Raw genomic sequence first — 24,457 nt, 5'->3', positions numbered from 1 at the left:
GATCTGTCTGCAACGAGCAGTCTGCAGGGTGCAGCCCGTCGGACAGTATGACAGCTGTAACGTTTGTGACCCCGGTAACGTTTGTTTCGGTACAGGGTCTGCTCTTGAGACGGGCGGCTGTTGTCTTGCAACTTCAAAGGAGTGACCATGGTCGATGAAACCATTAAGATTCTGGAGCGGCAGCGGGAGGACCTGGTTGTCCGCATGCTGAAAAAACATGAGGAGGTGGAGGCCAGCCGCTCCTTCACCGAGCGTGTCCTCTCCGGTATTGCCGAACTGCTCCTGGTGGTCGATCAAAACTTCACCGTCATCCAGGCCAGCCGTGAGTTTTATGCCAAGACGGGATATCCTGAGGTCGCCCGGTTTCCCCTCAGCCTGGATCAGATTTTCGATCAGCAGACCGCGGCCAAAATCAGGGAAGGTTTTGCGGCGTCCGAATTTGCCGAGTTTGAAGCGCAGCTGCAGGGCAAAATGGCGCGGCTGCCGATAAAGGTGCGCGGCTCCACCCACGTAACCCCCAACGGTTTGACCCTGCATATGCTGATCTGTTCCGACTGCAGTGAATTCTACGAATTGATGGACCGGCTGCGAGAGGGGCAGAAACAGCTTATCCATTCAAGCCGCCTGGCAAGTCTTGGTGAGATGACCGCCGGTATCGGCCACGAATTGACCCAACCCCTCAATGCCATCCTGCTCTTTGCCCGTAACGGCATAAAGGCTCTGGAGAAACCGGAGCCGGATCTGGACCTGCTGCGCAAAAACCTGGAGGTTATTGTCGACCGGGTCAATAAAGCCTCCTCCATTATCAATACCATGCGCAGTTTCGGGCGGAAGGCCGAGGAGGAGCTCTACCCTGTGGCGATCAATCCCCTGGTCGAAAAAATCCTCCAGTTTCTCGAACCGCAGCTGCGTATAGGCGAGGTGCAGGTTGCAACAGAGATGGCCCCGGAGGGCTGTACGGTGTGTGCGGTGGAGGTGCGGCTGGAGCAGGTACTCCTCAACCTGATTCAGAATGGTATCCAGGCTATGGGCAAGGTTGCTGCCCCGCAGCTGGTGATCGGTACCAGAGTGGTAAAAAAAGTGAACCCTGAGACCATGCGGCGCGAACCTTATGTGGAGATATCCATAAAAGACAACGGCCACGGTATGGACGATGAGGAGCGCAAGAAAATTTTCGATCCCTTCTATACCACCAGGGAAGCGGGGACCGGGATGGGGCTGGGCCTGTCTATCGTTGAGCGGATCGTGCGGGGTTTTTGCGGATATATCGAGGTCGACTCAACGGTCGGCGGGGGCTCCTGTTTCCGGGTTGCCATCCCCCAGACCAGGAACCTTTCCGGATCGCAGAAAACGGAGGCGGCATGACCAATCCTTCAGATCTGCACTCTCCCAAAAAACCGTATGAGATACTGGTAGTTGACGATGACCGTTTCCTGCTTTCCGCCATCAGCCAGACGCTTTTTTTAAACGACTACGTGCCGACCACCAGCGATAGCCCGGTTCGGGCTCTGGAGCTGGTCAGGGAAAAGCAGTTTTCCGCGGTGCTGGCGGATATTCGCATGCCCGGGATGGATGGTATGGAGCTGCTGGGTCATCTTCTCGAATACGATGCGGACCTTCCGGTTATCCTCATCACCGGGCACGGTGACATCAGCCTGGCGGTGGAGGCGGTGAAAAAAGGCGCCTATCATTTCCTGCAGAAACCTGTGGACGAAGATGTGATCGTGGCAACCATAGAACGGGCCATCGAGCGCAGGCAGCTGCTGTCGACCAACCGGAGCCTGCAGCAGCAGCTGCAGGCGAGGAAAATGGATGCCGACCGGTTCTACGGCCTGGTTGGCGGTCATCCCGCCATGAAGGAGCTGTATGCCGTGATAAACAGCTATGCCAGGGAAGAGGACCCGGTCTTGATCGTCGGGGAAACGGGTACCGGCAAGGAGCTGGTAGCCCGGGCTATCCACGATATCGGCAGTGACAGCGATGCGCCCTACCTGGCGGTCAACATGGGGGCGCTGCCGGCGGAAATGATAGAATCCGAGCTCTTTGGCCACGAGAAGGGGGCCTTTACCGGGGCCATCCAGCGCAAGGTGGGCAAGTTTGAATTTGCCGGATGCGGCACGCTTTTTCTCGATGAGATCTGCTCCATGCCACCGCATCTTCAGGCAAAGCTGCTGCGGGTACTGGAAGAGCGCAGTTTCACCCGCCTTGGCGGAAACAGCGCCATTAGGCTCAACGCCCGCATCATCGCCGCAACCAACCGCGACCTGCCTTCGGAGATCGCCCGCGGCAACTTTCGCCAGGATCTCTATTTCCGGCTCAACGTTCTGCCAATCAACCTGCCGCCGCTTCGTGAACGAAAAGAGGACATCCCGCTGTTGGTGAACCATTTCTGGCAGGAGTATTGCGCCGATAATCCGGATACGCCGCAAATCGTCTCCGCCGATCTGCTCAACGAGCTGATAAAAAGGGAGTGGCCGGGAAACATCAGGGAGTTGCGCAACGTTGTTCGCCGGCACTGCGTACTGGGCAGCTGCAGTCCGCCGGATACCAGGCCGGGATTACTTGAACCCGCTGTGCCGGAGGGCAGCAGCCAGCTGCCCGGCTTAAAGGAGTTCATGGCGCAGCAGGAGCAGTGCTACCTGGAAGAGATTCTGCGCCGGACCGGGGGACGGGTGACGAAAGCCCATCAGTATATGGGGATTTCACGCAAAGGCCTCTATGAAAAAATCAAGAAGTACGCCATTGATCTGGAGCAGTTCAGGTGAGTCCCTGTTTTTGCAGCCTGGAAGAAAACCTGTATTACAAAAGGGTTACTTCATAGTCTACCCCGCAGTACTCGATAAACCTGATAAGATTTTCTGCGGAAATAGTGGTGGTGGCGGTATTTTCCAGGGGGTGGAAATTCAGCGTGCCGCTATCCATCATCTCCCTGTCGAGAATAACCTTCAACGGGTGGCCGTTGCTGTTTATAACCGCAAACGGAGTCACCGCTCCGGGAATCACGCCAAGAACCTCCCCCAGCAGTTCCGGTTTGCCGAAAGAGAGGTGCTTGGCGCCGATTTTGGTGGCCACCTCCTTGAGAACAACGGGCTTGTCCGCCAGGGTGACCACCAGAAAGAGATTTTTCTTTTTATCTTTTAAAAACAAATTCTTGCTGTGGGCTCCGTCTATCCCGTCACTGTGCCGGGCCGCCTCTTCAACGGTGTAAACGGCAGGGTGTTCATGGTTCTGGTAGTCGATCTGATTCTCGTCCAGTACGGCCAGCAACTGTTGTTGTGTCTGCAGCATAATCTTCCCTTGGAAGTGCTGACCCCGCAAGGATCAGCACTTTTCTGTCAAATTCGGTTGGTTACGTGATTTTTGCCTCAAGCTGTCACGGACGGCTTTGGGCCTTTGCAAAGAGGCAATTGTAACTCCTGACAAGAATAGTACCAGTAAAAATTGGAAAATTGAATTCGCCAACCCAAAGGTGCGCTGCCAACCGCTGCCTCGGTGCCGCCGGAAAAGCAGGCTGTTTTTTTTCAGCTCTTGGTGATAAATGCTGCAATATCTCTGTCGGTCTGCTGGTTGAGAATTGCAGCGGGAGCGTTTTCAAGGGTCTGGTGCCAGAGGAGGGCGGCCTTGTCCTCCACCGACCGGGAACCGTTTTCCATCCATTTATCGTGGGAACACCAGGTGGATACCGTCGGGTTCCATCGCTGCCTACATGCGGAAAAAGTGGCCCGGGTGCAGAGATAGTTGCCGCCGATTCCCTGTTGCTCCACATCTTCAAGCATCAGATCGCCGGAGGTCTCGTTCACCCCGCCGACAATGGTCTTCACCCTTGACAGCAGCTCCTGGTCGATCATGAATTTTTCGTAGGATACGGTCATAAGGGAATCGAGGGTACCCAGCGTCTCGTAAATTGCGTCGGTGCCACCAAGCGCAGTCATCAGCAGGTTCTGCATGGCTTCGTACCCGGACTGCATGTCAACCAGCTTGGCTTCGGTTGCCGTTCCAACGCTTCTGGTCGGAACGTTGTAATAAGCGCCCATCTGCGCGGCAAAGATGTTCAGCAGGGTGGTCTCGGGAATACCGGTAACATAGGTGGCGTTTGTCAGGTTACCCGCAGATGCGGTTGTTGCATAGACCACCGGAGCACCCGGCCCCGCACACTGGGCCAGGACCATCCCGGCGAGAAATTCGCAATTGATCATCAAGGTGGTTCCGCTTATGGATACCGGAGCACTGATGCCAGACATCGGCGCCCCGGCGATAATGACCATCTGGCGTAATCCGCCAAAGGCCATGATAGCGTGACAGGCATCTTCGCTGTATCCAAGGGGACTGAGGGGGCTGAGGCTGGTCCCGGTGACGGTTTTTTCCCGCAGTATTGACGGCTGCTCAAAGGCGATCTCCATCAATTGCAGCTGCCGGTCGACCAGGTGCGGAGCTGCGGTGCAGCACATGACCGGTTTATCGCTATGGCGAAAGGATTGATGGAGCATGGCGAGAAACTTGGTGTCGTTGTCGACGTCATGAGCGTCTATGGGGCACGACCCGACGACATCGATAACCGAAGAGGCGTGACTCAGTTTGGTTATATTGACGAAGTCATCCATGGTCCCGCGCCTTTTTTTCCCGTCCGTCTCCCTGATGAATACCGGACCGAGGTTGGGCAGCACTATAAAGGTGTCGTTATCTCCGAACCGGACGTCTCTTGATTGGTTCCTGGCCGAAAGGGTAAAGCTTGCGGGACATGTTTCAAGGCATCGGGTAACCAGTCCCGGGGGGATGCGGGCTATATTGCCGTCGATGGTTGCGCCGTGTTTTTCGAGCAGTTCCAGAGCCGGTTTGTAGTTGAATGCAACTCCGGTCTTTTCAAGGAGATAGAGGCTTTTTTCATGGAGTTCCTCCTGCTGTTTCAACGAGATAAGGTCAAGTTTGAGCATTGTCTGGACCATCCTTAGTCAAATGTTTTGGTGTTGATTTCAGTCTTGAGCGGACAAGCTGGGCGTCGTAGTCGTTATCTGCGGTGATGGACGGTACCCCGGTATCTGTGATAAGCTTGCGCAGAGCCGCCATACGGCTGTCGCTCGGCGGTTCGATGTGACCCAGCGGATATTCGATGCCGAGGGCCTGGTATTTGTTTACCCCAAGCCTGTGGTACGCCAGGGCCTCGATGCCTATCGCCTGGGGCAAATGATCGCGGACGAAAACCGCGGTTGCCCTGATGTTGTGTTCATCGTCGTTTACACCGGGAATAACGGGAATGCGGATAACCATCGGTATGCCAAAAGAGGAAATTTTCAGGATATTTTCCAGGATGAGCCTGTTTGATACGCCGGTGAGCCTTTTGTGGGTCGCTTCATCCATGTGCTTGAGGTCGAACATGATGAAGTCGAGCATAGCGATGGTCTTCTCAGCTGCCTTCCAGTCGAAGTAGCCGCAGGTTTCAACCGCGGTATGTATCCCGAGATCCATGCAGCGGTTGATGATTTCACCGAGAAATTGCGGATGGGTCAGCGGTTCGCCGCCGCTGAAGGTGACTCCTCCCGATGATTTCCGGTAGAAAACCATATCCTTTTTGACAAGATCGACCACTTCTCCGGCCGTCATCTCTTCCCCCATCCAACTCCGCGCACCGCCATGGCAGCTTCTGATACAGTTTCCGCAGCCGGTACAGTTGTCTGTTCCAAACGCCCCTTCGGCAGCGGGAATGGCCACGTTTTCGGGACATTCCCTCACGCAGGCCCCGCACCTTACGCATCTGGTGCTGAAAATCGCCATCTGCACCCGGCGATCCTGCGATTCCGGGTTGGCGCACCAGGGGCAGTGCAGGGGGCATCCCTTTAAAAAAATCACCGTTCTCGATCCCGGGCCGTCGGAGACAGACCAGCGCTGAATCTCCAAAACGGTTCCTGTGATATCGGTTCGTGATAAATTGTTCATGTTTCTTCCGTTTCTACAGGCTCTCGTGGGAGGTGCGGCGAATGACCTCGTTCTGTACCTCCGGGGAAAGCTCGGTGAATATGGCGCAATAACCGGCTACCCTGATGACCAGGTCGCGATAGTCATCGGGGTTTGCCTGGGCGTCTCGTAATGTTTCCTGGCTGATTACGTTGAACTGGCAGTGGTATCCACCCAGCTCGAAATATGAGCGGATAAGGTTTGCCATTCCGGCCAGACCGCGCTGGCCCTCGATGGCCGACGGTAACAGTTTCAGGTTCAATAAAGTACCGCCCGGGTGCAGTTCGTGGTTGACCTTGGCCTCGGAACGCATGGAGGCTGTCGGACCGCTGGTGTCGGTACCGGGGTGGGGGGAGCAGCCTTCCGCCAGCGGCGTGGTCGCTTTCCTGCCGCAGGGCAAAGCGCCCACCACGGAGCCGGTGGGAATGTTGTAGGTCAAACCCATGATAGCGCTATGGAAGGGATTACCCAGGATGTCGGTGTACTCGCTCAGGCCCCGGTCGTTAAAATCGGTCATTTCCACCTGCAGCCGGTCAACGTAGTCGTCGTCGTTGCCGAACTTCGGGCTGTTTTTCAACATTTCGTGAATCTCTTCATGGCCGACAAAATCGTCATCCAGCGCTTTGAGCAGCTGATCCATGGTGATGTTCTTTTCTTCGAAGACGTTTTTTCTGATGGCAGCGAGCCCGTTCGCGCAGTCCGCAGCCCCGACCACTATCCAGCCGGGACCGATGTTGTACCTGGCACCGCCGTTTACCAGGTCGCTGCCGCTCTCCATGCAGCCTTCGACCAGCAGCGACAGAAACGGTCTGGGGACCATCTGCCGGTGCAGCCGCTGCTCGATTATGGTCGAGATGGCGCAGTGGTTGAGAATGTGTCTGACCTGGGTAAAAAAAGTCTCCTTGAGTTCATTAAAGGAGCTGAATTCCCTTGGATCTTTGGTGGGCAACCCCATCTGTTCCCCGGTAATTCTCGAGCGTCCCCGGTTCAGGGTCCACTCCAGGGCTGCGGCCATGTTGTATCCGCCCGCATCGGTCCACTCATACACCTTGCGGTGGTGGGGGACGACGCAGCCGAGCAGGGTCCACTCCCTGGCGTCGTCCGGTCGCAACCCGGCGTACATCATCATCTGCACCCCTACCCGGTCGTTGTGAAACGCCGGAAACCCTATCCCCTGTCGGGCCAGGCGGCAACATGCCAGTAAAAAGTCCTCGGGGGTGTCGGGATGGATGATAACACTCAGGGAAGGCTGCGGCAGTCCCACCCGGGATGTGGCTTCCACCGCCATGTAGCTGATTTCGTTGACGGCGTCGCTGCCGTCGAAGTTGCGCCCGCCAACGCTGAGATTGGTGAAACCGGAATAGCCGGCATAGTATCTGCTCCCGCTTTTGGGAAGCAGCCAGATCAGTTCGGCTATCTTGATCCACAGACAGTTGATAATTTCCTGGGCAAATTCCCCGGTTATCGTTTTAGTTTCAAGATCATCCTGGAAAAACGGGTTCATGAACATGTCAAAACGGCCGACGTTGAAGGCGGGGCAGTTTTCCGAAAGAAAACAGCTCATCATCACAAACCAGCACATTTGTGCCGCTTCCCAGAAATTTCTTGGCGATTCGGCGGGAACCCTGCGGCAGTTCGCACCAATGGCCGCAAGCTCTTGCCGCCGCTGCGGGTCGGTCTGCACCTTTGCCATGGCTTCGGCTTTCTCCGCATAGCGACGGCCAAGGGTCATTATCCCCTCACACGCCTCGATGGAACTTTGATAATACTCGATCTTGTCAAGGTCTTCGATCTCGGTATATTTAAGCTCCTCGAGTTTCTCGCGGGCCTCGTCTCTTATCTTCCTGAAACCTTTGGGGAACACAATGTCCTGAAAATCAGGTGTGATTTCACCAACATGGCTTCGCCATTTCATCTCGGTGTCGAGAATATCGGTATTGACCCCGGTTTTCAGGGTCTCCGCAGGAAACTGCGCCAGGGCCTTTTCTTCCAGGGATCTGGTCTTCCAGTAGGGGACGATCTCCTCCAGGAAGAGTTTTCTATGTTCCGGGGAGATGTAGTAGGGATCGCGGGGCCTGGTCTCGATGGTGTCGAGCTCTTCGTTGAGCCATTTCCACGAAATCTCCGGTACCAGGGCACCCATGCGCCTGCCCGAACCATGGGTGCCGACCACGAGTTCGTCATCGAAGATGTTGATCGTAATGGTCTCACAGGCGTGACGAAAAGCCTTGGCAAGGCGCAGACACCTGGCTTGCCCTTCGGTTTTCTTAAACGACCGGGTAAACGCCGCCGCCCGTTCCATACAGATTGTCGGCCTGGACTGCAGATATGCGTTTTTCAGCCGCCGGGTCCTGTCGTTTCCCGTCTCTTGGTTGCTGGAAGCAGCGGTAGATTGTGCCGGCTGGACTGGTCTGTTGGCGATGGATGCATTTTCTAGCATGGTGCTCTCCTTGTTGTGCTTGGAAGTGGATCTTTGCTAGCACAGTTTTGCGTTGTAGCCGAACATTTTGGGATCCATCCGGACAAGCTCCTGGAACTGGTGATCCGGGGCTACGCCGAGTTCAGTGTCAAGAAATTCACTCAATCTTTCTACATATTCCGCCTGTCGGTCGGCAAAGCTGAACAGCTTGAACCGGACAAAGGCTGCGGGCTGGCCGTCGTCTCCCAAGGTGAGGGTCGGATTGGATCTGATAAAGACCAGGATGGCGCCCTTGGGTTTGTCGAGCATCTCGGCTAACATTGCGACCGCCCGACCGGTAATTTCCCGGCAGCGGTCCGTGGTGATTTGCTGGTTTGTTTCAATATCTAGAACAGGCATGACATCTCCTTTTCGTTTGCGTGCGGATAATCCGCTGCTGTTTGGGGGTTGGCTTCGTTACTTTATCCGTGTCAATTGCGACTGGTTCGATTCCTTCTGGTATCTGCTGCCGGGGCTGAAGCACCTTACTCTTTCTTCCGTGATCAGGTGGCAAATGGCCTGGATGTGATCATCATCGGGTGAACTAATGTCTGAAAGCTTGTAGTCCAATCCCAGTGCCGCATATTTGGTGAGCCCCAGCCTGTGGTAAGGGAGCGGCTCGATACCAAGAGCAGTGTCGAGTTTTTCGCGGACGAAGCCGGCGGTTGCCCTGATATTTTCCTCCGAATCGTTTATGGATGGAATGATCGGAATCCTGATCACCATGTCGACGCCGGCTCGTGCCATTTTTTCTGCGTTTTCAAGGACCAGGCTGTTCGATGCTCCGGTCAGCCTGCGATGGTGCCGGTCATCCATATGTTTGAGGTCGAACATCACGAAATCGATAAGGTCTATGCAGTCGGCGGCGGTTTCCCAGTTGAAGAGCCCGCATGTCTCCACCGCTGTGTGGATTCCCGCTTTTTTGCATGTTGCGAGCAGTTCGGCCAAAAATTCAGGTTGCCTGAACGGTTCTCCCCCGCTGAAGGTGACCCCTCCGCCCGATTTCCGGTAGAAGATGCTGTCTTTTTTTATCTCTTTTATCACCTCGCTGGCGCTTACGAACTCCCCCATCCTGCGCCTGGCTTTTGATGGACATGCGGATACGCACCTGTTGCATGCGCGGCACGGTCCGTTGCCGGAAAAACCGCCTTTTACGGCCGGCAGGGCAAGACCCTTGTCACACGCCTCGGCGCACCTGTCACAGTCGATGCATTTCCCGGTAAAGACGCCTATCTGTACCCGATCTGACTGAGATTCGGGGTTTGCACACCACCAGCAGGAGAGGGGGCATCCTTTTAAAAAGACCACGGTTCGCGTTCCCGGACCGTCGGAAAGCGACCAGCGTTCTATTTCAAAAATAATACCCTTGGCGGTTGTCCGTTTCGCCTCCCGGCTTATCTGCGCTCTTTCCATGATTTTTTCATCCATTGCCAAAACTTGTATTGCCGCTCCCCTGGTGCCTGCTGTCACAGCGCGCAGTGTTCCGTTCGCCGTATGATCTCGTTCTGCACCTCTTTCGTGCATTCGGTAAAAATTGCACAGTATCCGGCCACCCGGACGACAAAAGATCCGTATTTTTCCGGGTGTAGCTGGGCGTCGAGAAGCTTCCGGGCATCGACGACGTTGAACTGGACGTGGTAGCCGCCGAGTTCGAAATATGCCCTGATAAGTGCGGAGAGGCCGTAAAGGCCGCGCTCGCCTTCAACGGCTTTGGGCAGGAACTTCAGGTTTAACAGGGTGCCACCGGGCTGGTTTTCGTGGTTCATTTTGCCAAGGGATTTGATGCAGGCGGTTGGTCCCGAGATATCCGTTCCCGGATGGGGGGAGGAACCTTCGGCGAGGGGGACTCCTGCAAATCGTCCGCACGGCAGGGCTCCGAGGCTGTTGCCGGTGGGAATGTTGAAGGTGAGGCCCATTATGGCGCTGTGAAACGGCAACCCCAGAACGTCCCGGTACTGCCTGAACTCGCGATCTGAGAAATCGGCAAGTTCAACCTGCAGGTTGTCGACGTAATCGTCGTCATTACCAAATTTGGGGCTGTTGACCAACAGCTGGCGCAACTCCTCGAACCCTTCAAAATTGTTGTCAAGGGCGCTGCAGAGTTCTGCCATGGTCGTCTTCTTCTGGTCGAAGACGATTTTTTTAATGGCTGCAAGTCCGTTTGCCGTGTCGGCGCAGCCGACAACTACCCAGCCGGGACCGGCGTTGTATTTCGCGCCACCCCTGGTCAGGTCTTTGCCGCTTTCCATGCAGCCTTCAACCATTGCCGAGAAAAATGGCCTCGGGACCGATTCCTGGTGGACGAGCTGCTGGATTATGGTCGTTTCGTATCCTGTTTTTATTAATTTTTTTACCTGGCCGTAGAAACTTTCCAGCAAGTCGTCGAAGCTGGTGAAAGTCGCCGGGTCTTTGGTTTCCAGACCGAACTGTTGTCCTGTTTTCCGACTTTTTCCCCGGTTGAGGGCCCATTCGAGACAGGCGGCCATGTTGTATTGACCGGCGTAGGTCCACTCGGACACCTTTCTCGTCGACGGGACGACGCAGCCGAGCCCGTTCCAGTCGCGTGCCTGATCTGGTGGCAGACCTTTGTACATCATCATCTGGGTTGCGATGATATCGTTATGGATTGCCGGCATGCCGTTACCGCGACGGGCAAGCCTACAGACCTCGATAAGGAACTCATCAGGCGTTTCCGGGTGGATAGAGACGCTCACCGAGGGCTGGTGCAATCCCACGTTGGCGGTCGCTTCAAGGGCGAGGTAGCTCACCTCGTTGGTGGCATCCCTGCCGTTTCTTTTTCGTCCGCCGAGGGTGAGGTTCTGAAAACCGCAGTAGCCGGCGTAGTACTTCGCGCCGTTTTCGGTCAGCAGCCAGAATATTTCGGAAAGTTTGATCCACAAACACTCGATCTGCTCCAGCGCTTCGGCCCGGTCGAGTCTGCCCGCCTCGATATCCGCTTGATAGAGCGGAAACATGAACTGATCGAAGCGGCCGACGTTAAATGCCGGAGAACTCTCCGCAAGCAGACAGCCGAGTTGCACGAAGAAGACCATCTGCAATCCTTCAATAAAGCTGGCAGGTGCGTTGGCGGGAACGTTGCTGCAGGTGCGGGCAATCGTAAGCAGTTCTTTTTTGCGGACCGGGTCGCTGCAGTTTTCCGCCAGGCTTTCGGCAAGCGTCGAGTAGCGTTTTCCAAGGGTTATCATCGCTTCGGCGATTTCGATCATGGACCGGTAAAAGTCTCTTTTTTCCTGGTTTTCCCGGCTCAGGTTGTCGAGCTGCCGCAGTTGGTCAAGAGCTTCGTTTTTAATGCCTGAGTACCCTTTGACAAAGAGTATGTCCTGGTGGTCGGGGGTTATTTCGCCGACCCCCGAGCGCCATTTCATCTCGGTGTCCATGATCCCGGTGCCGATACCTATGTTCTTATGGTCCTCGGGCATGCGCTCAAGGCAGAATTCCTCCAGGGACTGTCCTCGCCAGTAAGGGACAATCTCTTCGACAAACAGTTTTTTGTTTTCATCAGTGAATTGGTATGGCTCTGCTTTACGGGAGGTAATGGTGTCGATCTCTTCCTTGAGCCAGCTCCAGGACATCTCGGGACAGAGAACACCGAGCCGGTGCCCATTGCCCAGGGTACCGACAACCAGTTCGTGATCAAAGATCCTGACCGTTATCGATTCACAAACGGCTCGAAAAGCTTTGGCCCGGCGCAGGATCACCGGCTGTCCCTCGGTCTGCTTGTGGGAGTTGGTGAACGCCAGGGTTCGCTCCATGCAGATTGCCGGTTTCGCCTTTCTGAACTGTTCCATCAACGCTTTGCGTCTTGCTCCGGAAACGGTTGGTTCGGGCGTCTGCCGGCGATCTGTTACTCTTTCTGCGGCCATTGTATTCATGTCTGCCTCCGTGTTTGGCAAATCTTGATTGCTCTGCACCTTGTTGCTTGTATACAAGTATCCAAACAAGGTGCGGCCGTCAAGTTTTATTTTTTATGGGTCGCTGTTTTTTACCGGTGCGTCCAAGAATGACTCAATATCTGCGCTCCGTCCTGCCAAACGATTCAACCCTGTATCGGCCGGCGACCTCCTGGTAACCGGAGAAAGAGAGCGCAGCTGGCTTTGGTGCCGACTCTTTTTGAACTTGCCCGGTATTGGCTTGGTTTTTGCAAAAAACAGACCGGTTAAGAAACGAGATTTGAGATTTACGGGAGGGCAACCTCCGGCCCATGAATCCGATGAGTTCTATGTACCAACAGGTGAAGGAGAATAGATAATGATCTACCACGCGAACAAAGGCCAGACCAGTTATGGTGAAGCGATCGGCATAATTCTGATGGAGAGTTTCATGCCATTTCCACCGGGGTGTCCGGGTAACGCAACCAGCTTCGACTACCCGGTAAGGTATGAGATAGTCAAGGGCGCCAATATGGAAAAGCTTGTTTACCAGGGCGATCCGCAATTGCTCCAGCCGTTCATCGACGCCGGCTGGCGGCTCATCAACGAGGGCGTAAAAGCCATTACCGGCAACTGCGGGTTTATGGTGCTCTACCATGACCTGCTTACCAGGGAATTTCCGGTGCCGACATTTATGTCGAGTCTGCTGCAGTTGCCGTTTCTTTCGCGAATGCTCCGCCCCGGAGAAAAAATCGGTGTGGTTACCGCCAACAGCAAGACGCTGACAGAGGATCATTTGCGGATTGCCACCGGCGGAGTGGAAGTACCAATGGTGGTGACCGGAATGCAGGATCAGCCAGAGTTCTACGGTGCCATCCATGCGGAAAAAGGGACCCTCGATTTTACCAAGGTGGAATCGGAAGTTGTTGCGGTCACCGGAAAGATGATAGCAGAGAATCCGGAGATAAAGATCATCCTGTTCGAATGCACCGATCTTCCTCCATACGCTGCTGCGGTGCAGGAAGCTTTCGGGCTTCCGGTATACGATTTCAGTACCATGATCAACTATGTCCACTCGGCCACTGTCCGTAAGAGATTCAACGGACACACCTGAGATTGTCACAGAGATACAACCAAATACCAGAAGGAGATACCATGATAGCAAAAAAAGCCCTGATTGGCGGAGAGTGGGTAGAGGCAGCAAGCAAGGATCGTTTTGAGGTTGTTTCCCCGGGAGATGGCTCGGTTGTGGGTACGGTTGCCAACTGCGGCAGGGAAGATGCGAAAAAGGCAATAGCTGCCGCCTGTGAAGGGCGGAAGGCGCTACGGAAAATGTCGCTTCTAAAGCGTATTGAACTGCTCCATAAAGCCCATGAAATCGCCAAGAAGAGAGATCGCGAGATGTGCGATATCATGTGCATGGAGTCGGGGAAGCCGATGGCGCAGTCGGTAAGCGAGGCGAGTCCGGTGGGGGGATACAGCTGGTCCAATTTTCATGTGGCGATGTATAACGTGAAAAGTCACAGGGGGCTGACCCTGCCCAACGTTACGGAAGACAACAACAATAAACGGATATTTTCCAGCTACGAGCCGATCGGCGTGGTCGCGAACCTCTCCACTTTCAGCTATCCTTCCGAGATGCCCAACTGCACGATTCCATACGCCCTTGCCCTTGGCAATGCGGTCATTGTGAAGCCGTCCATGGGGGCGCCGATCAGTGCAATCCTGATCGCCGAAGCTCTTGAGGAGGCCGGCTTTCCGCCCGGGGCGATTAACGTGGTCACCGGCTATGGCACCGAGGTGGGCGATGAGTTGGTGACCAGCCCGGATGTCCAGGGAATAAACCTATTCGGTCAGGAGAACACCTGCGAAACAATAACGCAACGCGCCGGCATGAAGAAGGTCCTTGCTGCGGTGGTTTCCAACAATCCATTTATTGTCATGGACGACGCCAACATCGACGAGGCGGTTCTCTCGTGTGCCCAGGGGGCGTACGGCCATAACGGCCAGTCTCCCATTTCCACCCGCAGGGTGCTTGTCCATAAAGACGTGTACCGGGAATTTGTCGAAAAGTTCGTGGCCAAGACCAGAAGTATGAAGTTTGGCAACCCGATGGAGCCGGATACCGATATCGGCCCGCTGAACAACAGCAAAATCCTGGAGAACACTCTTGCCAACCTTGAAGATGCGCGCAACAAGGGCGGCAGGTTCATAACCGGCGGCGGCGAACCGAGCGGCCTCTATCTCGAACCGACCATTATCGAGGATGCAACCATGGATATGCTCATCACCAATGAACCGACCATGGGCCCGGTTGTGCCGATTATGGTTGTTGAAAGTCTGGAGGACGCGGTCGAAAAGGCCAACGCAACCCGTTTCGGGTTCCAGGTTGGCGCCTTTACCTCCAGCCTGGCCAACGCATATTTTCTCTCTGAAAATATCCAGGCAGGTTCGGTATACATCAACGAGGCCACCTCCTGCTGGGATGAGATGTCGCCTTTTGGCGGGGTGAAGAAAAGCGGCATGGGCAGAATGCTGTCAGACTGGATTTTCAACGAACTGACCAATGTCAAGATGACCATGTTCGATCTGGCAAAGGTGAAATAGTAGTGACCACAAACAACGGGTAATGATAATGGAATACATGTATGGCGGAACCCTGCTCCGTGTGGATCTGAGCACCGGTGAGATCCGCAGAACACCGACTGCGGATTATGCCGACCTGTGGCTCGGGGCACGGGGGATCAACTCCCGGATCTTGTATGAAGAGACAACTGGGGATACCGACCCGCTGGGGCCGGAAAATGTAATTTTATTCAGCATCGGCCCTTTTACCGGGACCATGGTGCCCGGATCGGGCCGGGTGGAAATAGCCGCCAAATCACCTGTTACCGGCTTTCAGGGAATGTCCAATATGGGCGGCTACTGGGGGCCGGAGCTGAAATATGCAGGCTACGACAGCGTTGTGGTAAAAGGTGCGGCTGAAAAACTGGTCTATATATCGATCTATAACGACAAGGTGGAGATCAGGGATGCATCCCACCTGGCGGGAAAGGATACCTTTGAGACCCAGGACCTGATTCGGGAAGAACTGAAAGATCCGGAAGTAGAGGTCGTCTGTATCGGGCCGGCCGGCGAAAACCTGATCGGCTACGCTTCGGTGCAGAACCGCCTGGGCAACGCCGCAGGCAGGACCGGGATGGGCACGGTGATGGGGGCGAAGAACCTCAAGGCGATAGCGGTGCGGGGCACCAGAGGCGTACGGGTTGCCCAGCCGGAAAAATTCATGGAGCTCTGCCTGGAAGCGCTGGCGGAGCAGAAACCGTTGATCGGCATGGCTAAAACCACCGATGCGATAGGTAACGACCCGCCGTCCTGGGGCGAAACTCTAGGGAACTACGAGGCAACCCAGTGGGTGAAGCAGAAAGAGCTTCGCGGCGGCCACAAACCGTTCTGGGAAAAACACAAGAATCGGCAGGGCCTGGGAATTGCAGGATGTTTTAACTGCCAGGTCAGGTGCATGGATTATTACGACAATTCCGATCTCGGGCCGGTGGTGGTCAATTGAAACCATTACGCATCCACGTGTTGGGTGCTCAAAGATGCGGATATGGATTCCTGGTACAACCTGGTCGTCACCTGCCAGCGCCAGGGAATCGACGTCATGTCGGCGGCTAGAATGATCGCCTGGGCCATGGAGCTTTATGAAACGGGGGGTATCTCAAAAGAACAAACCGGGGGTATTGAGCTTACCTGGGGCAATAAGGAGGCTATTGCAGTTCTCATCAGACAGATCGGTAAAAAAGAGGGGTTCGGCGCAACGCTTGCGAAAAATGTACAGGAAGCAGCGGCGGAACTGGGCGAAGGGGTCGAGGAAGCCCTGAATCTCAAGGGAATGCCTGTCGGCTGTACCGACGTTCTGAGTTTTCGTGGAAGAACCATGGGAGCAATCGTCAATCCCAGGGGGGGCGACGAGTACAGGGCTCGCTACGGATCCTTTGATAATCTCGGCTCCGGAAAAAATACCGGTATGACCGGGATGGCAAAACCGGACAGCTGGGAAGCCAGAAGTGCCATGGCAATAATTGAAAAAGCACAGGAGGAAAGCCGCAAAAACGGGCTGCCGGATACCTTTACCCAGCATGACATAACGGCCAGAGGCAGTGTGGCCGCCCTGGGAAACCGTTTGATTATCGTAAGTGACGCCTTGGGGCAGTGCAAGTGGAATACCCTTTTTCTCAACGTCGGCCTCAGTATAGAATTCCAGGCGAAGGTGTTGTCGGCGGGGCTGGGAATTGAGATCAGCGTCGAGGATCTTCTGGCAAAGGCATCGAGGATTTCCGCCCAGGAGCGTCTCTTTGCCATGATGAACGGGCTTACCCGGGACGATGATACGCTGCCACCGCCGATGATTAACCGAAAAATGGCCGGAGCGTGGCCAGAAGACAGTGTGACCGCGGAGGAGGTCGACAAGATGAAGGAAGAGTTCTACAGGGCCATGGGATGGCATGAAAACTCGGGGACTCCGAAACACGACACGCTCAAAGTGCTGGGGGTAGATCATCTTTTTTCTGAAATCCAATAACTTTCGGTGGGCCTTGTATCACCTGATGTGGAAATATGGAGAGTATAGTCATGGGATACGTTATTTTAATTCATGCGGACAGGTGCAGCGGTTGCCAGATGTGTGAAGTCGGCTGTTCACTGAGAAACATGGGGGAGTGTAATCCGGAAAGATCGAGAATCAGAATGATCAAATCGGAAAACAACGGACAGTACGATTTTGTTCCTTCTACCTGTATGCAGTGTGAGACGGCGATGTGCGAACTGGTCTGTCCCAACAAGGCCATCAGCCGCAATCTGCAGACCGGGGCGAGGCAGATAGACGAGAGCAAGTGCATCGGCTGTTCTTCCTGCAGTTACGCCTGTCCGTTCGGAGCCTGTTTTGTCGACCGCACCATCGGTAAATCCGTGGTCTGCACGCAGTGTGACGGGGACCCTACCTGTGTCAAGGTGTGTCCGTCGGGGGCTCTTGAGTATGTGAGCGCTGACCAGGTCAATGTTGCCCTGAAAAGAGATGCGGCACGCCGGGTTATCGAGGCGACGGCGTCCACCGCCGCCACCAACAATCCCGCCTCCTGTTAAATTGCATAGTGCACCAATTGAAACATGAGGTCATGTAAATGGCTGGAGAAGATCGCAGGATAACCGTAATTTTGAGCAGTCCCCGCCCAAAAAGCAACTCTTCCGCCCTGGCAGCGGAAATTGCAAGGGGGGCTGCTTCTGCCGGCGGCCGGGTTGAAACGTTTGATCTTCGCCGTCTTAAGGTTGGTCCGTGCATCGCCTGCTACCACTGCAAGAAAAAGAAGGGGTGCAGCGTTGACGACGATATGCAGAAGATTTATCCATCCCTGGCCGAGTCCGGGGTGTGGGTTGTCGCCTCCCCTGTGTACTGGTTTTCCCTGTCGGCGCAGCTGAAATGCTTTATCGACCGTCTTTTTTGCCTGTACAGCCAGGACCCCGGCAGGAGTCTTATGCGGGGTAAAAAAATTGCTGCCGCTTTTTCCTACGGGTGTGAAGACCCTTTTGAGTCGGGCTGCAACAATGCGATCAGGATGATCCAGGATATGGCCCGCTATACCGGGTGTGATTTTGCAGGTTATGTCCATGGCTCCGGGGAGATGAAGAGGCAAGCGGACCCGGCTGTGGATGGGTACCTGAAGCCTGGAGTGATCCCGGCCGATTCGGTGTTGATGCAGCAGGCTTATCGGCTGGGGATTGCCCTCATGGATTAATCCCGGTCCCGGTTCCTCTTCTTGAGAGGGACCGGGAGGGGGAGTGAAAAAGAAACCTTCTCCGGCGGGAATTGGCGCCGGAGAAGGTCGATGGAAAATAAGCCGGGATCGGTTTTAGTTGCCTATCACCGATTTCAGGGTCTTGTCGAAGTTTTTATCGAGTTTTTTGATGAAATCGTCCCACTGGGTCCCGAACTTGTAAAAAGCAAGGGAGGCGGTTTTCTTTGTCAGTATGGTGTTGCGATAGGTGTGCAGCTCCTGGTGGTTGAGGATTTCCTTGATACTGTCAAGGCCGATTTTGTCTATCAGGATATGTGGAACGTATTGGGTAAGGACATAGTCGACCATTTCGTCGTTGGCGATGAGGCTGTCGATCTGTTGTTCCAGGGTCTCCTGCAGGGCGAAGATCTGTTCACTTGATCTTTGCGAATAGTCAAACAGCGGGATATCCGGCGTCTGTTCGTAGAGCTTGACCAGCATCTTTGTTTCCTGCCGGGCAAGCTGTTCCACAAGCGTCAGAATGTTCTTTACCAACCCCCACTTGGTCGAAAGGTCTCCCTCGAGCTTGGATTCGTACTGGTCCCCGAGGATAAATGCGGTGAGTACCTCGGCTATGGAGCTTGAAAACACCCCTCCCTTGTTGGCGCTGCTGTCTTTTATCTGCTTTATTGTCGTATCCGTTGCAATGTGGCGCCGGGCACTGTCGTCGAAGAACACGTTGGCCCCCTCGACGATGAACTGCAGTTCCTGGAAGTTGGCGACAAACTGCTGGACGTTCGAGTGGTTGATCGTGTCCTTGAAGCCGCCACAGGGGATAAATGCCTTGATGTCCGCCATCTCCAGGTATTTTCGATTCTGCTTGGAGGTGAGGAAGTTTCGGTGAAACAGGGAGCCGTCATCGATCACCGTGCCGTCGAACAGGGTAAGGTTGGTGGCGCCAAGGGGCACCTTGAATCCTTTTGCGCCCAGTTTGTCGTCCGGATAGGCCAGCGAGTTGAGTCGCGGGTTGGTGTGCCGTGCAAAAGCGAGTTTGCGCAGCTCTTTCTTGTCAAGGCCTTCGGGGTCGAACAGGATCGACCCGCCGTCGATCAACAGACAGATCTTCCCTTTGTAGCACTGGATCTCGTTGGCTCCGAGGTCGCCGTCGGGACCGCCGGTGATCATCAGGTTAAGCTCTTCCTCCCTGGCGCCGTAATGGTCGATCAGGGCCCTGAAAGTCGACATGATAGAGCTGGTGGTCATGCCGCTGAGAGCGATCGACTCACCGATTTCGTCATAAATTTTCCCGGTGTCTGTCGAAATAACGCGGGATTTTCCCTCTATCTGCAGCTCGACCCCTTTGTCTGTCTGGTCGAAAAGACCGAAACAGTCGCCCGAATCGAGCATTCCGTATGTGTCATGGGGGATACCGAAGCTTTTTCCGGTGGTCAGGGTGCGCCAGTGAGCATAGTTTCGTTCTTTTGCCCTGAGGGCGATCATATCCATGTGCTGTGCGGTTCCCTCGTCGGGGCCGAAAAAGATCATCTCAGGCATGCCGTAATAGTCTATGACACATTTCTCGTCAACCTGGATCAGGTCCATAATCCCTTCGGTATAGTCGAACATGGCTTCCCGGCTGCAGCGGGCATACCCGGGGTGAGGGACGACAACTCCCTTTGAGCCGCTTTCGCAGATATCCTTGTGCTTGATCCTTTGCGCCTTGGGGCCCAGGGCGTAGTTGAGCAGCACCGCTCCGGCCAGCTCCGATTCGTGATTGGATCGGGTCACCCGGATAAGGCGCAGCCCGCCCCGGGCAATATCCCCTGCGCGCATGTGGGTCCCCCGGCTGTAGTGTCCGTTGACGAAAAAGATTCCGTAAACGGGCTGGCTGAACACCAGCGGATCAAGAATACGGTTGTCGAACCTGAAAGAAAAAGACCGCTTGTTTTCACAATAAAAGTTGGTCTTCAGGGTGCAGGACACCATCTTGAAGATGAATCGGAAAATGTTGTAGCCGATCGCAAAATCGATAAACCTGCCTCTTATCTTCTTGTCGAACTTCTGCCACTGCTCTTCCAGCTCCGTTTCGGAGGGATGGGTACGACCAGCGGGGTCGAAGCGGGCGGCGAACATGGCGTAAAGATCTCTGATCAGATCAGGGTTCTTTTTGACCGCCGACTCGATAATGTCATAGCCGTAGGTGGATTTGTTCGAATCCTGGACACGTTTGGCGAAGGCATCCTGGTGGTCTTTGTTCACCAGGTGGTTGAGGATCTGGTGGTCGGTGGGGTTTTCTGTTTCGTTGAAGATAAAGAGGTGGGCGAAATCGATGCAGTTGCCGGCAAAGAGCATCTCCTTGAAATCGATGGCGCCGTTGAGGTACAACTTTGCGACCGAAGACTGGGAAAACGACAGAAAATCACGAAGATTTCTGGTGATTGCGTTTTCTTCCTTCCGGGTTATCTCCCCCCTGATATAAAGAGAACAGACCGAGGAGGTTACGCCTTCCATCGACAGGTACGGTTCCCAGTAGGCGCGGACCAGCTCGAATCCGAGGTCTTCGAGTATTTTTCGTAAAATCGGCAGTCGGGGAAGCTCGAAATCGCTGTTGAACATCAGCCGGGTTTCCCCGGTTTCCGGCAGGTTGTACACCTGTATGAGCGGTATAACTTCCTTTTTGGCCGCGCGGAGGAAGCTCTGATATCTTTTCCTGGTCGGCTGCGGCATTTCCGATTCGGTGCCTACCAGGGAAAAAAGAAACGGCGACTCGTCGAATTTTTTCGGATCGAAGTCCTTAACGGTTCCCGAGCGGATGATATATGTATAATATTTATTCTCGGGGCTGTAGTAGTAGTCTCTCCTCCGGCCGGTTATCTGCTCCTCGAGCATGGCTTCCATGCTGTCCCGGGTTTCCTCGGTGGCAATTCGTACCCGCTGTCCCCCTTCGCCGTAGCTGAGGTTGAAATCTATATGGGCAACCCGGCCGAACAGGGCCGCCTTTCCGTCAACCACGCGGATTGAAAGGGCAATTGACTGGAGCAGGTGGGTCAGTTCCTGTTTGGTGATGTGCTCGAAGAAATAGCCAGGAAGTCCCAGATCCTTGAGCAGGATGCCGGCGGCAAAATTGATGCAGTTGGCGGTGAGCAGGCCGTTGCCTGATAAATCGATGACGGCTTCGTAGAGGAGCCGCGAGTCGAGTCCTGCGTCTTCGGCCATCTGGATGATTTCAGAACTGTTGGTCGGTTCGGTAAGACGGCCGGAACTGAGACTGTCGAGGTTTGTGGTGGATTTCATTTCCCGGTTAACTCCTTTAACCCTGTTTTTATTAATATGAAAGTATCGGATAGTTCGGGAAGTGGCCCGAGTATCCGGCGAACTTCGCTGCATAAAGATCTCTTTCCCGGCCCCCGCACCATTGCCGAAAAGATCCAGCCGGGCAATCGGTTCGTGACTGTTGCGCCAGCACGACGGCGAGCAGATGGGGCGGGGCGCCATGTATCGGCCCCATCTTGATTGTGTGAACTTTTTTGAAAAGCCTTGCCGGGAGGATCGGGATGAGGACAGATGACAATCTTTGCGGAAACTGCCGAGGGATAACATCGCATTTTGGGGGACCGTAGTGTTGTTTTCGTCCAATACCTTGTTTTTGCGTTGTCAAAGGGGTGTGGGGCTGTCGCTTCTGTCCTTGGCGAAAGAGTTTTCCTGATTCACAATTGCCCCATCCATACCTTCGAAGAGGTATACCTGCTGATGCACAAATATTCAAAGGAATTCTCAATTTTTGTAAAATTAGCAACGGACTCTCTGGATATGTCGTTGGCAAAAGTGGCAAAAAAAACCCGGGAAAAACCGGTCGCGGTTTTTCCCGGGGCAGCCTCTTTAACAACTAAGGCGGGAAAGTGTCGTGTCAGCGAATATGACTGGTGTGAGAGTTATGAAAGGCCGAGCTGGTCGAGTTTTGTTTTTCCGGGAATGCCGTTTCCATCCCATCCGCGCATCCGGTAGTAATCGGGCAGCAGCTGGTCCTGTTCGAACACCTGTCCCTTGGCGGGGCCGTCTGGCATCGGTTCGGTAAGAAACCTTTTGGGAAGAGTGTCGTCTTTTGCCGACAGCCCCGCCGCCAGGTTGAACAGCCGCTCCAGGGTGAAGATCCTCTCCCCCTGCCTGTTGAGCCCATCGACTCCTCCGAACTTTAGGCCGGTTGCGCTTTCGAGCAGGTCGAGCACATCCTGTTCCGGGGTGTCCATCAGCAGAAAATAACAGAATCCGAGGGAATCGTATGCCCAGGCCGAATAGTCCTGGTAATGGATGGTCATCTCCACCTTGCCTTCGATGGCGTGGGCGTCGACATCTTTTTCCGGCGACCAGTAGCCGAGCATGGTGGTCTCGTAAATCTCCGAACAGTTTACCTCGGCTCTGCAGTGATCTCCGCCGCGGTTGTTGGTGACAAAAGCGAGCCCCTGCCCCTTGACGCCCCGCGGGTCGTAGTTGGGGAGCTCCTGTTTCTTGACCGACATCGACAGCTCGGGGTGGCCGTAACGTTCTCCGAGGCGGTACGATCCTTCGCCCATAATCCAGCCGAACCCGTCGCGGGTGGCCATTTTCTGCACAAGGTCGATGAGTGCCTCGTGATCGCCGAAGTGTAGCGGGTAGCCGATATCTTTTTCGGGCAGGGCGCCGATTTCATAAAGTTCCATGGCGCAACCGACGGTCACTCCGGCGGAAATGGTATCCATCCCCATATCGTTGCAGATCCTTCCGGCTTTGATCACCGCCGGCAGATGATCCACTCCGGTTACCGAACCAAGAGAAGCCACCGATTCGTACTCGGGCCCTTCTCCTTTTCCCTCGTAGCCCGGCTCGTTGACGACGCTTAACCGGGCGCAGCCGGCAGGGCAACCAAAGCACGCCTTGGAGGGTCTTGCGCCTCTTGCCGAATATTTTTCGGCAAACGTTTCGCCGCTGATTTTATGGGCGCCTTCGAAAACGCCGGTCCTGAAGTTACGGGTGGGCAGGATACCGAGGTTGTTGGTGAAGCTGAGGACACCTATAGTGCCGTGCTGGCCAAGCCCCTGCGCGCAGCTTGGCGACGGGTCTTCCCAGTATTTCCAGATCTTGGAAATATTTTTGTTGAATGTTTTAAGGTCGGCTATCTTTACTCCTCCGGTACCCCGCACCACCACAGCCTTGAGGTTTTTCGACCCCATCACCGCGCCGACCCCTCCTCTTCCTGCTGCCCGTGCCCCGGTGACGCCGCCGGTGATGACGTTGGCCAGACGCACCATGTTTTCGCCGGCGGGACCGATGGCGGCGATATGGGCCATGGGGTCCGTTTCCGCCAGCAGGATTTCCTCGGAGTCTTCGGTCCCCTTGCCCCAGATATGACCGGCCGGCCGCAGTTCTGTTTTTCCGTTGTTGATCCAGAGGTAGACCGGACTCTTTGCCCTGCCTTCGAAAATGATAAAGTCAAAGCCGCTGAACTTGAGCTCGGCCCCGAAATATCCACCGACGCCGGCATTGGCGATACCGCCGGTCAGTGGGGATTTGGTAACGAAATAGGTCCTGTTGCCGGCCGGCGGCATACAGGTCAGCGGGCCGGTGGCGACGATCAGCTTGTTGTTCGGTTCAAGGGCGTCGGTCTTCGGGTCCACTTCGTCCCACATGTATTTTGCACCTACCCCCCGCGCCCCAAGGTACTGCGTCATGATCCGCTGGTCGTTTTCACAGACGGTAATAGTGGATGCGGTGAGGTTGACCCGGATATGCTTGCCGGTCCAGCCAAAATTATCGGTCGTCATATTTCCACCTCCTCCATGGCATCCTTTATTTTTTCGATGTATTCCATGCTGATTTTCTCACTCACTTTGTCGATCTCCTTAAACTCCAGCGCTCCGTAGAAACAGTGCTTCACACACTCGGGATCGCCGCCGCACAGGTCGCATTTGTCCGCAAGCCTGGTCTCTTTGGAGAACCCCATGGCGCCGAAGGGACAGGCCTTGACGCAGAGCCTGCAGCCGATGCAGTCGTCTTCGCAAAGCTCGATCGCGCCGGTGGTCTCGTTGCGGTAAAGGGCGTCCTTGGGGCAAACCTCCACGCAGGGAGCTTTGCCGCACTGCTGGCAGAGTACCGGATAGAAGAAGAAATCCCTGGAGATGATTCGTACCTTGATTCTTGATTTTGATGGATTGATCTCGCCGAAATTGTGCGTTGAACAGGTAAATTCGCAAATCCGGCATGCGGTGCATCTTTCCGGATTGATCTCTATCTGTTTTGTCATCTTTCTCCCCTTGGAAGTGTTGAATTTATTGGAGTCAGTTTCTGCCGGAAACTGTCGATTCACAGTTGCATCGGATGGGGCTCCCGTGGTTGCGCAACCGGGGAGGCAT

General features: G+C 54.9%; 18 protein-coding genes. 8 read left to right on the top strand and 10 right to left on the bottom strand.

Annotated elements, in window-relative coordinates; genetic code table 11:
* Positions 1 to 147 precede the first annotated feature (147 nt).
* Complete coding sequence (locus BLQ17_RS02445) at positions 148 to 1,365, top strand: sensor histidine kinase (RefSeq protein ID WP_092219442.1); 1,218 nt, start codon at positions 148 to 150, stop codon at positions 1,363 to 1,365.
* Positions 1,362 to 2,765, top strand: coding sequence for a sigma-54-dependent transcriptional regulator (locus BLQ17_RS02440; RefSeq protein ID WP_092219440.1), 1,404 nt, complete (start codon positions 1,362 to 1,364; stop codon positions 2,763 to 2,765). Before BLQ17_RS02445 ends, BLQ17_RS02440 begins: the two co-directional genes overlap by 4 nt.
* Before the next feature lie 34 nt (positions 2,766 to 2,799).
* Here BLQ17_RS02440 and BLQ17_RS02435 read toward each other — a convergent pair whose 3' ends face one another.
* From BLQ17_RS02435 to BLQ17_RS02405, 7 genes are all read right to left on the bottom strand, one after another.
* Complete coding sequence (locus BLQ17_RS02435; RefSeq protein WP_092219438.1) at positions 2,800 to 3,288, bottom strand: prolyl-tRNA synthetase associated domain-containing protein; 489 nt, start codon at positions 3,286 to 3,288, stop codon at positions 2,800 to 2,802.
* A gap of 233 nt (positions 3,289 to 3,521) precedes the next feature.
* On the bottom strand, positions 3,522 to 4,931 hold the full coding sequence (locus BLQ17_RS02430) for a trimethylamine methyltransferase family protein (RefSeq protein ID WP_176761048.1): 1,410 nt from the start codon (positions 4,929 to 4,931) through the stop codon (positions 3,522 to 3,524).
* Positions 4,918 to 5,931, bottom strand: coding sequence for a glycyl-radical enzyme activating protein (locus tag BLQ17_RS02425; protein ID WP_092219434.1), 1,014 nt, complete (start codon positions 5,929 to 5,931; stop codon positions 4,918 to 4,920). The genes BLQ17_RS02430 and BLQ17_RS02425 overlap by 14 nt, the downstream gene beginning before the upstream one ends.
* A gap of 13 nt (positions 5,932 to 5,944) precedes the next feature.
* Positions 5,945 to 8,389 carry a glycyl radical protein gene (locus BLQ17_RS02420; RefSeq protein WP_092219432.1) on the bottom strand — a complete coding sequence of 815 codons (2,445 nt, stop codon included), beginning with the start codon at positions 8,387 to 8,389 and terminating at the stop codon, positions 5,945 to 5,947.
* Between the two features lie 36 nt (positions 8,390 to 8,425).
* The gene (locus tag BLQ17_RS02415) at positions 8,426 to 8,767 is read right to left on the bottom strand and encodes a phenylpyruvate tautomerase MIF-related protein (protein ID WP_092219430.1); all 342 of its coding nucleotides are present in this window, start codon (positions 8,765 to 8,767) and stop codon (positions 8,426 to 8,428) included.
* Between the two features lie 57 nt (positions 8,768 to 8,824).
* Positions 8,825 to 9,835 carry a glycyl-radical enzyme activating protein gene (locus BLQ17_RS02410; protein ID WP_176761047.1) on the bottom strand — a complete coding sequence of 337 codons (1,011 nt, stop codon included), beginning with the start codon at positions 9,833 to 9,835 and terminating at the stop codon, positions 8,825 to 8,827.
* A 38-nt stretch (positions 9,836 to 9,873) separates the two neighbouring features.
* Positions 9,874 to 12,300 (bottom strand): glycyl radical protein, encoded by a 2,427-nt coding sequence (locus tag BLQ17_RS02405; protein WP_218121698.1) that lies wholly within the window; start codon positions 12,298 to 12,300, stop codon positions 9,874 to 9,876.
* Between the two features lie 376 nt (positions 12,301 to 12,676).
* Here BLQ17_RS02405 and BLQ17_RS02395 point away from each other — a divergent pair, with 376 nt between their 5' ends.
* Genes BLQ17_RS02395 through BLQ17_RS02370 form a run of 6 tightly spaced genes read left to right on the top strand, consistent with a single transcriptional unit; the run spans position 12,677 to position 18,092 of the window.
* A complete protein-coding gene (locus BLQ17_RS02395; RefSeq protein WP_092219424.1) occupies positions 12,677 to 13,411 on the top strand; it encodes an aspartate/glutamate racemase family protein in 735 nt (244 codons plus the stop codon).
* Between the two features lie 41 nt (positions 13,412 to 13,452).
* On the top strand, positions 13,453 to 14,904 hold the full coding sequence (locus BLQ17_RS02390; RefSeq protein ID WP_092219422.1) for an aldehyde dehydrogenase family protein: 1,452 nt from the start codon (positions 13,453 to 13,455) through the stop codon (positions 14,902 to 14,904).
* Between the two features lie 28 nt (positions 14,905 to 14,932).
* Positions 14,933 to 15,865 (top strand): aldehyde ferredoxin oxidoreductase N-terminal domain-containing protein, encoded by a 933-nt coding sequence (locus BLQ17_RS02385; protein ID WP_176761046.1) that lies wholly within the window; start codon positions 14,933 to 14,935, stop codon positions 15,863 to 15,865.
* A gap of 42 nt (positions 15,866 to 15,907) precedes the next feature.
* Complete coding sequence (locus BLQ17_RS02380; RefSeq protein ID WP_092219418.1) at positions 15,908 to 16,882, top strand: aldehyde ferredoxin oxidoreductase C-terminal domain-containing protein; 975 nt, start codon at positions 15,908 to 15,910, stop codon at positions 16,880 to 16,882.
* Positions 16,883 to 16,932: 50 nt separating this feature from the next.
* Positions 16,933 to 17,442 carry a 4Fe-4S dicluster domain-containing protein gene (locus BLQ17_RS02375; RefSeq protein ID WP_176761045.1) on the top strand — a complete coding sequence of 170 codons (510 nt, stop codon included), beginning with the start codon at positions 16,933 to 16,935 and terminating at the stop codon, positions 17,440 to 17,442.
* A 38-nt stretch (positions 17,443 to 17,480) separates the two neighbouring features.
* Entirely contained in the window at positions 17,481 to 18,092 is a 612-nt protein-coding gene (locus BLQ17_RS02370; protein ID WP_092219415.1) for a flavodoxin family protein, read from the top strand.
* A 114-nt stretch (positions 18,093 to 18,206) separates the two neighbouring features.
* Here the strand turns inward: BLQ17_RS02370 and BLQ17_RS02365 are convergent, their stop codons facing one another.
* The 3 genes from BLQ17_RS02365 to BLQ17_RS02355 form a co-directional block, all read right to left on the bottom strand.
* Positions 18,207 to 21,566, bottom strand: a complete 3,360-nt coding sequence (locus BLQ17_RS02365) for an NAD-glutamate dehydrogenase domain-containing protein (RefSeq protein ID WP_245694946.1) — start codon at positions 21,564 to 21,566, stop codon at positions 18,207 to 18,209.
* Between the two features lie 437 nt (positions 21,567 to 22,003).
* Positions 22,004 to 23,869, bottom strand: a complete 1,866-nt coding sequence (locus BLQ17_RS02360) for an aldehyde ferredoxin oxidoreductase family protein (protein ID WP_092219413.1) — start codon at positions 23,867 to 23,869, stop codon at positions 22,004 to 22,006.
* A complete protein-coding gene (locus tag BLQ17_RS02355; protein ID WP_092219411.1) occupies positions 23,866 to 24,348 on the bottom strand; it encodes a 4Fe-4S dicluster domain-containing protein in 483 nt (160 codons plus the stop codon). Before BLQ17_RS02355 ends, BLQ17_RS02360 begins: the two co-directional genes overlap by 4 nt.
* Positions 24,349 to 24,457 lie beyond the last annotated feature (109 nt).

Origin of the sequence: Desulforhopalus singaporensis (assembly GCF_900104445.1) — a bacterium.
GTDB classification, from domain to species: domain Bacteria; phylum Desulfobacterota; class Desulfobulbia; order Desulfobulbales; family Desulfocapsaceae; genus Desulforhopalus_A; species Desulforhopalus_A singaporensis.
This window is presented reverse-complemented; position numbering and strand designations above follow the sequence as displayed.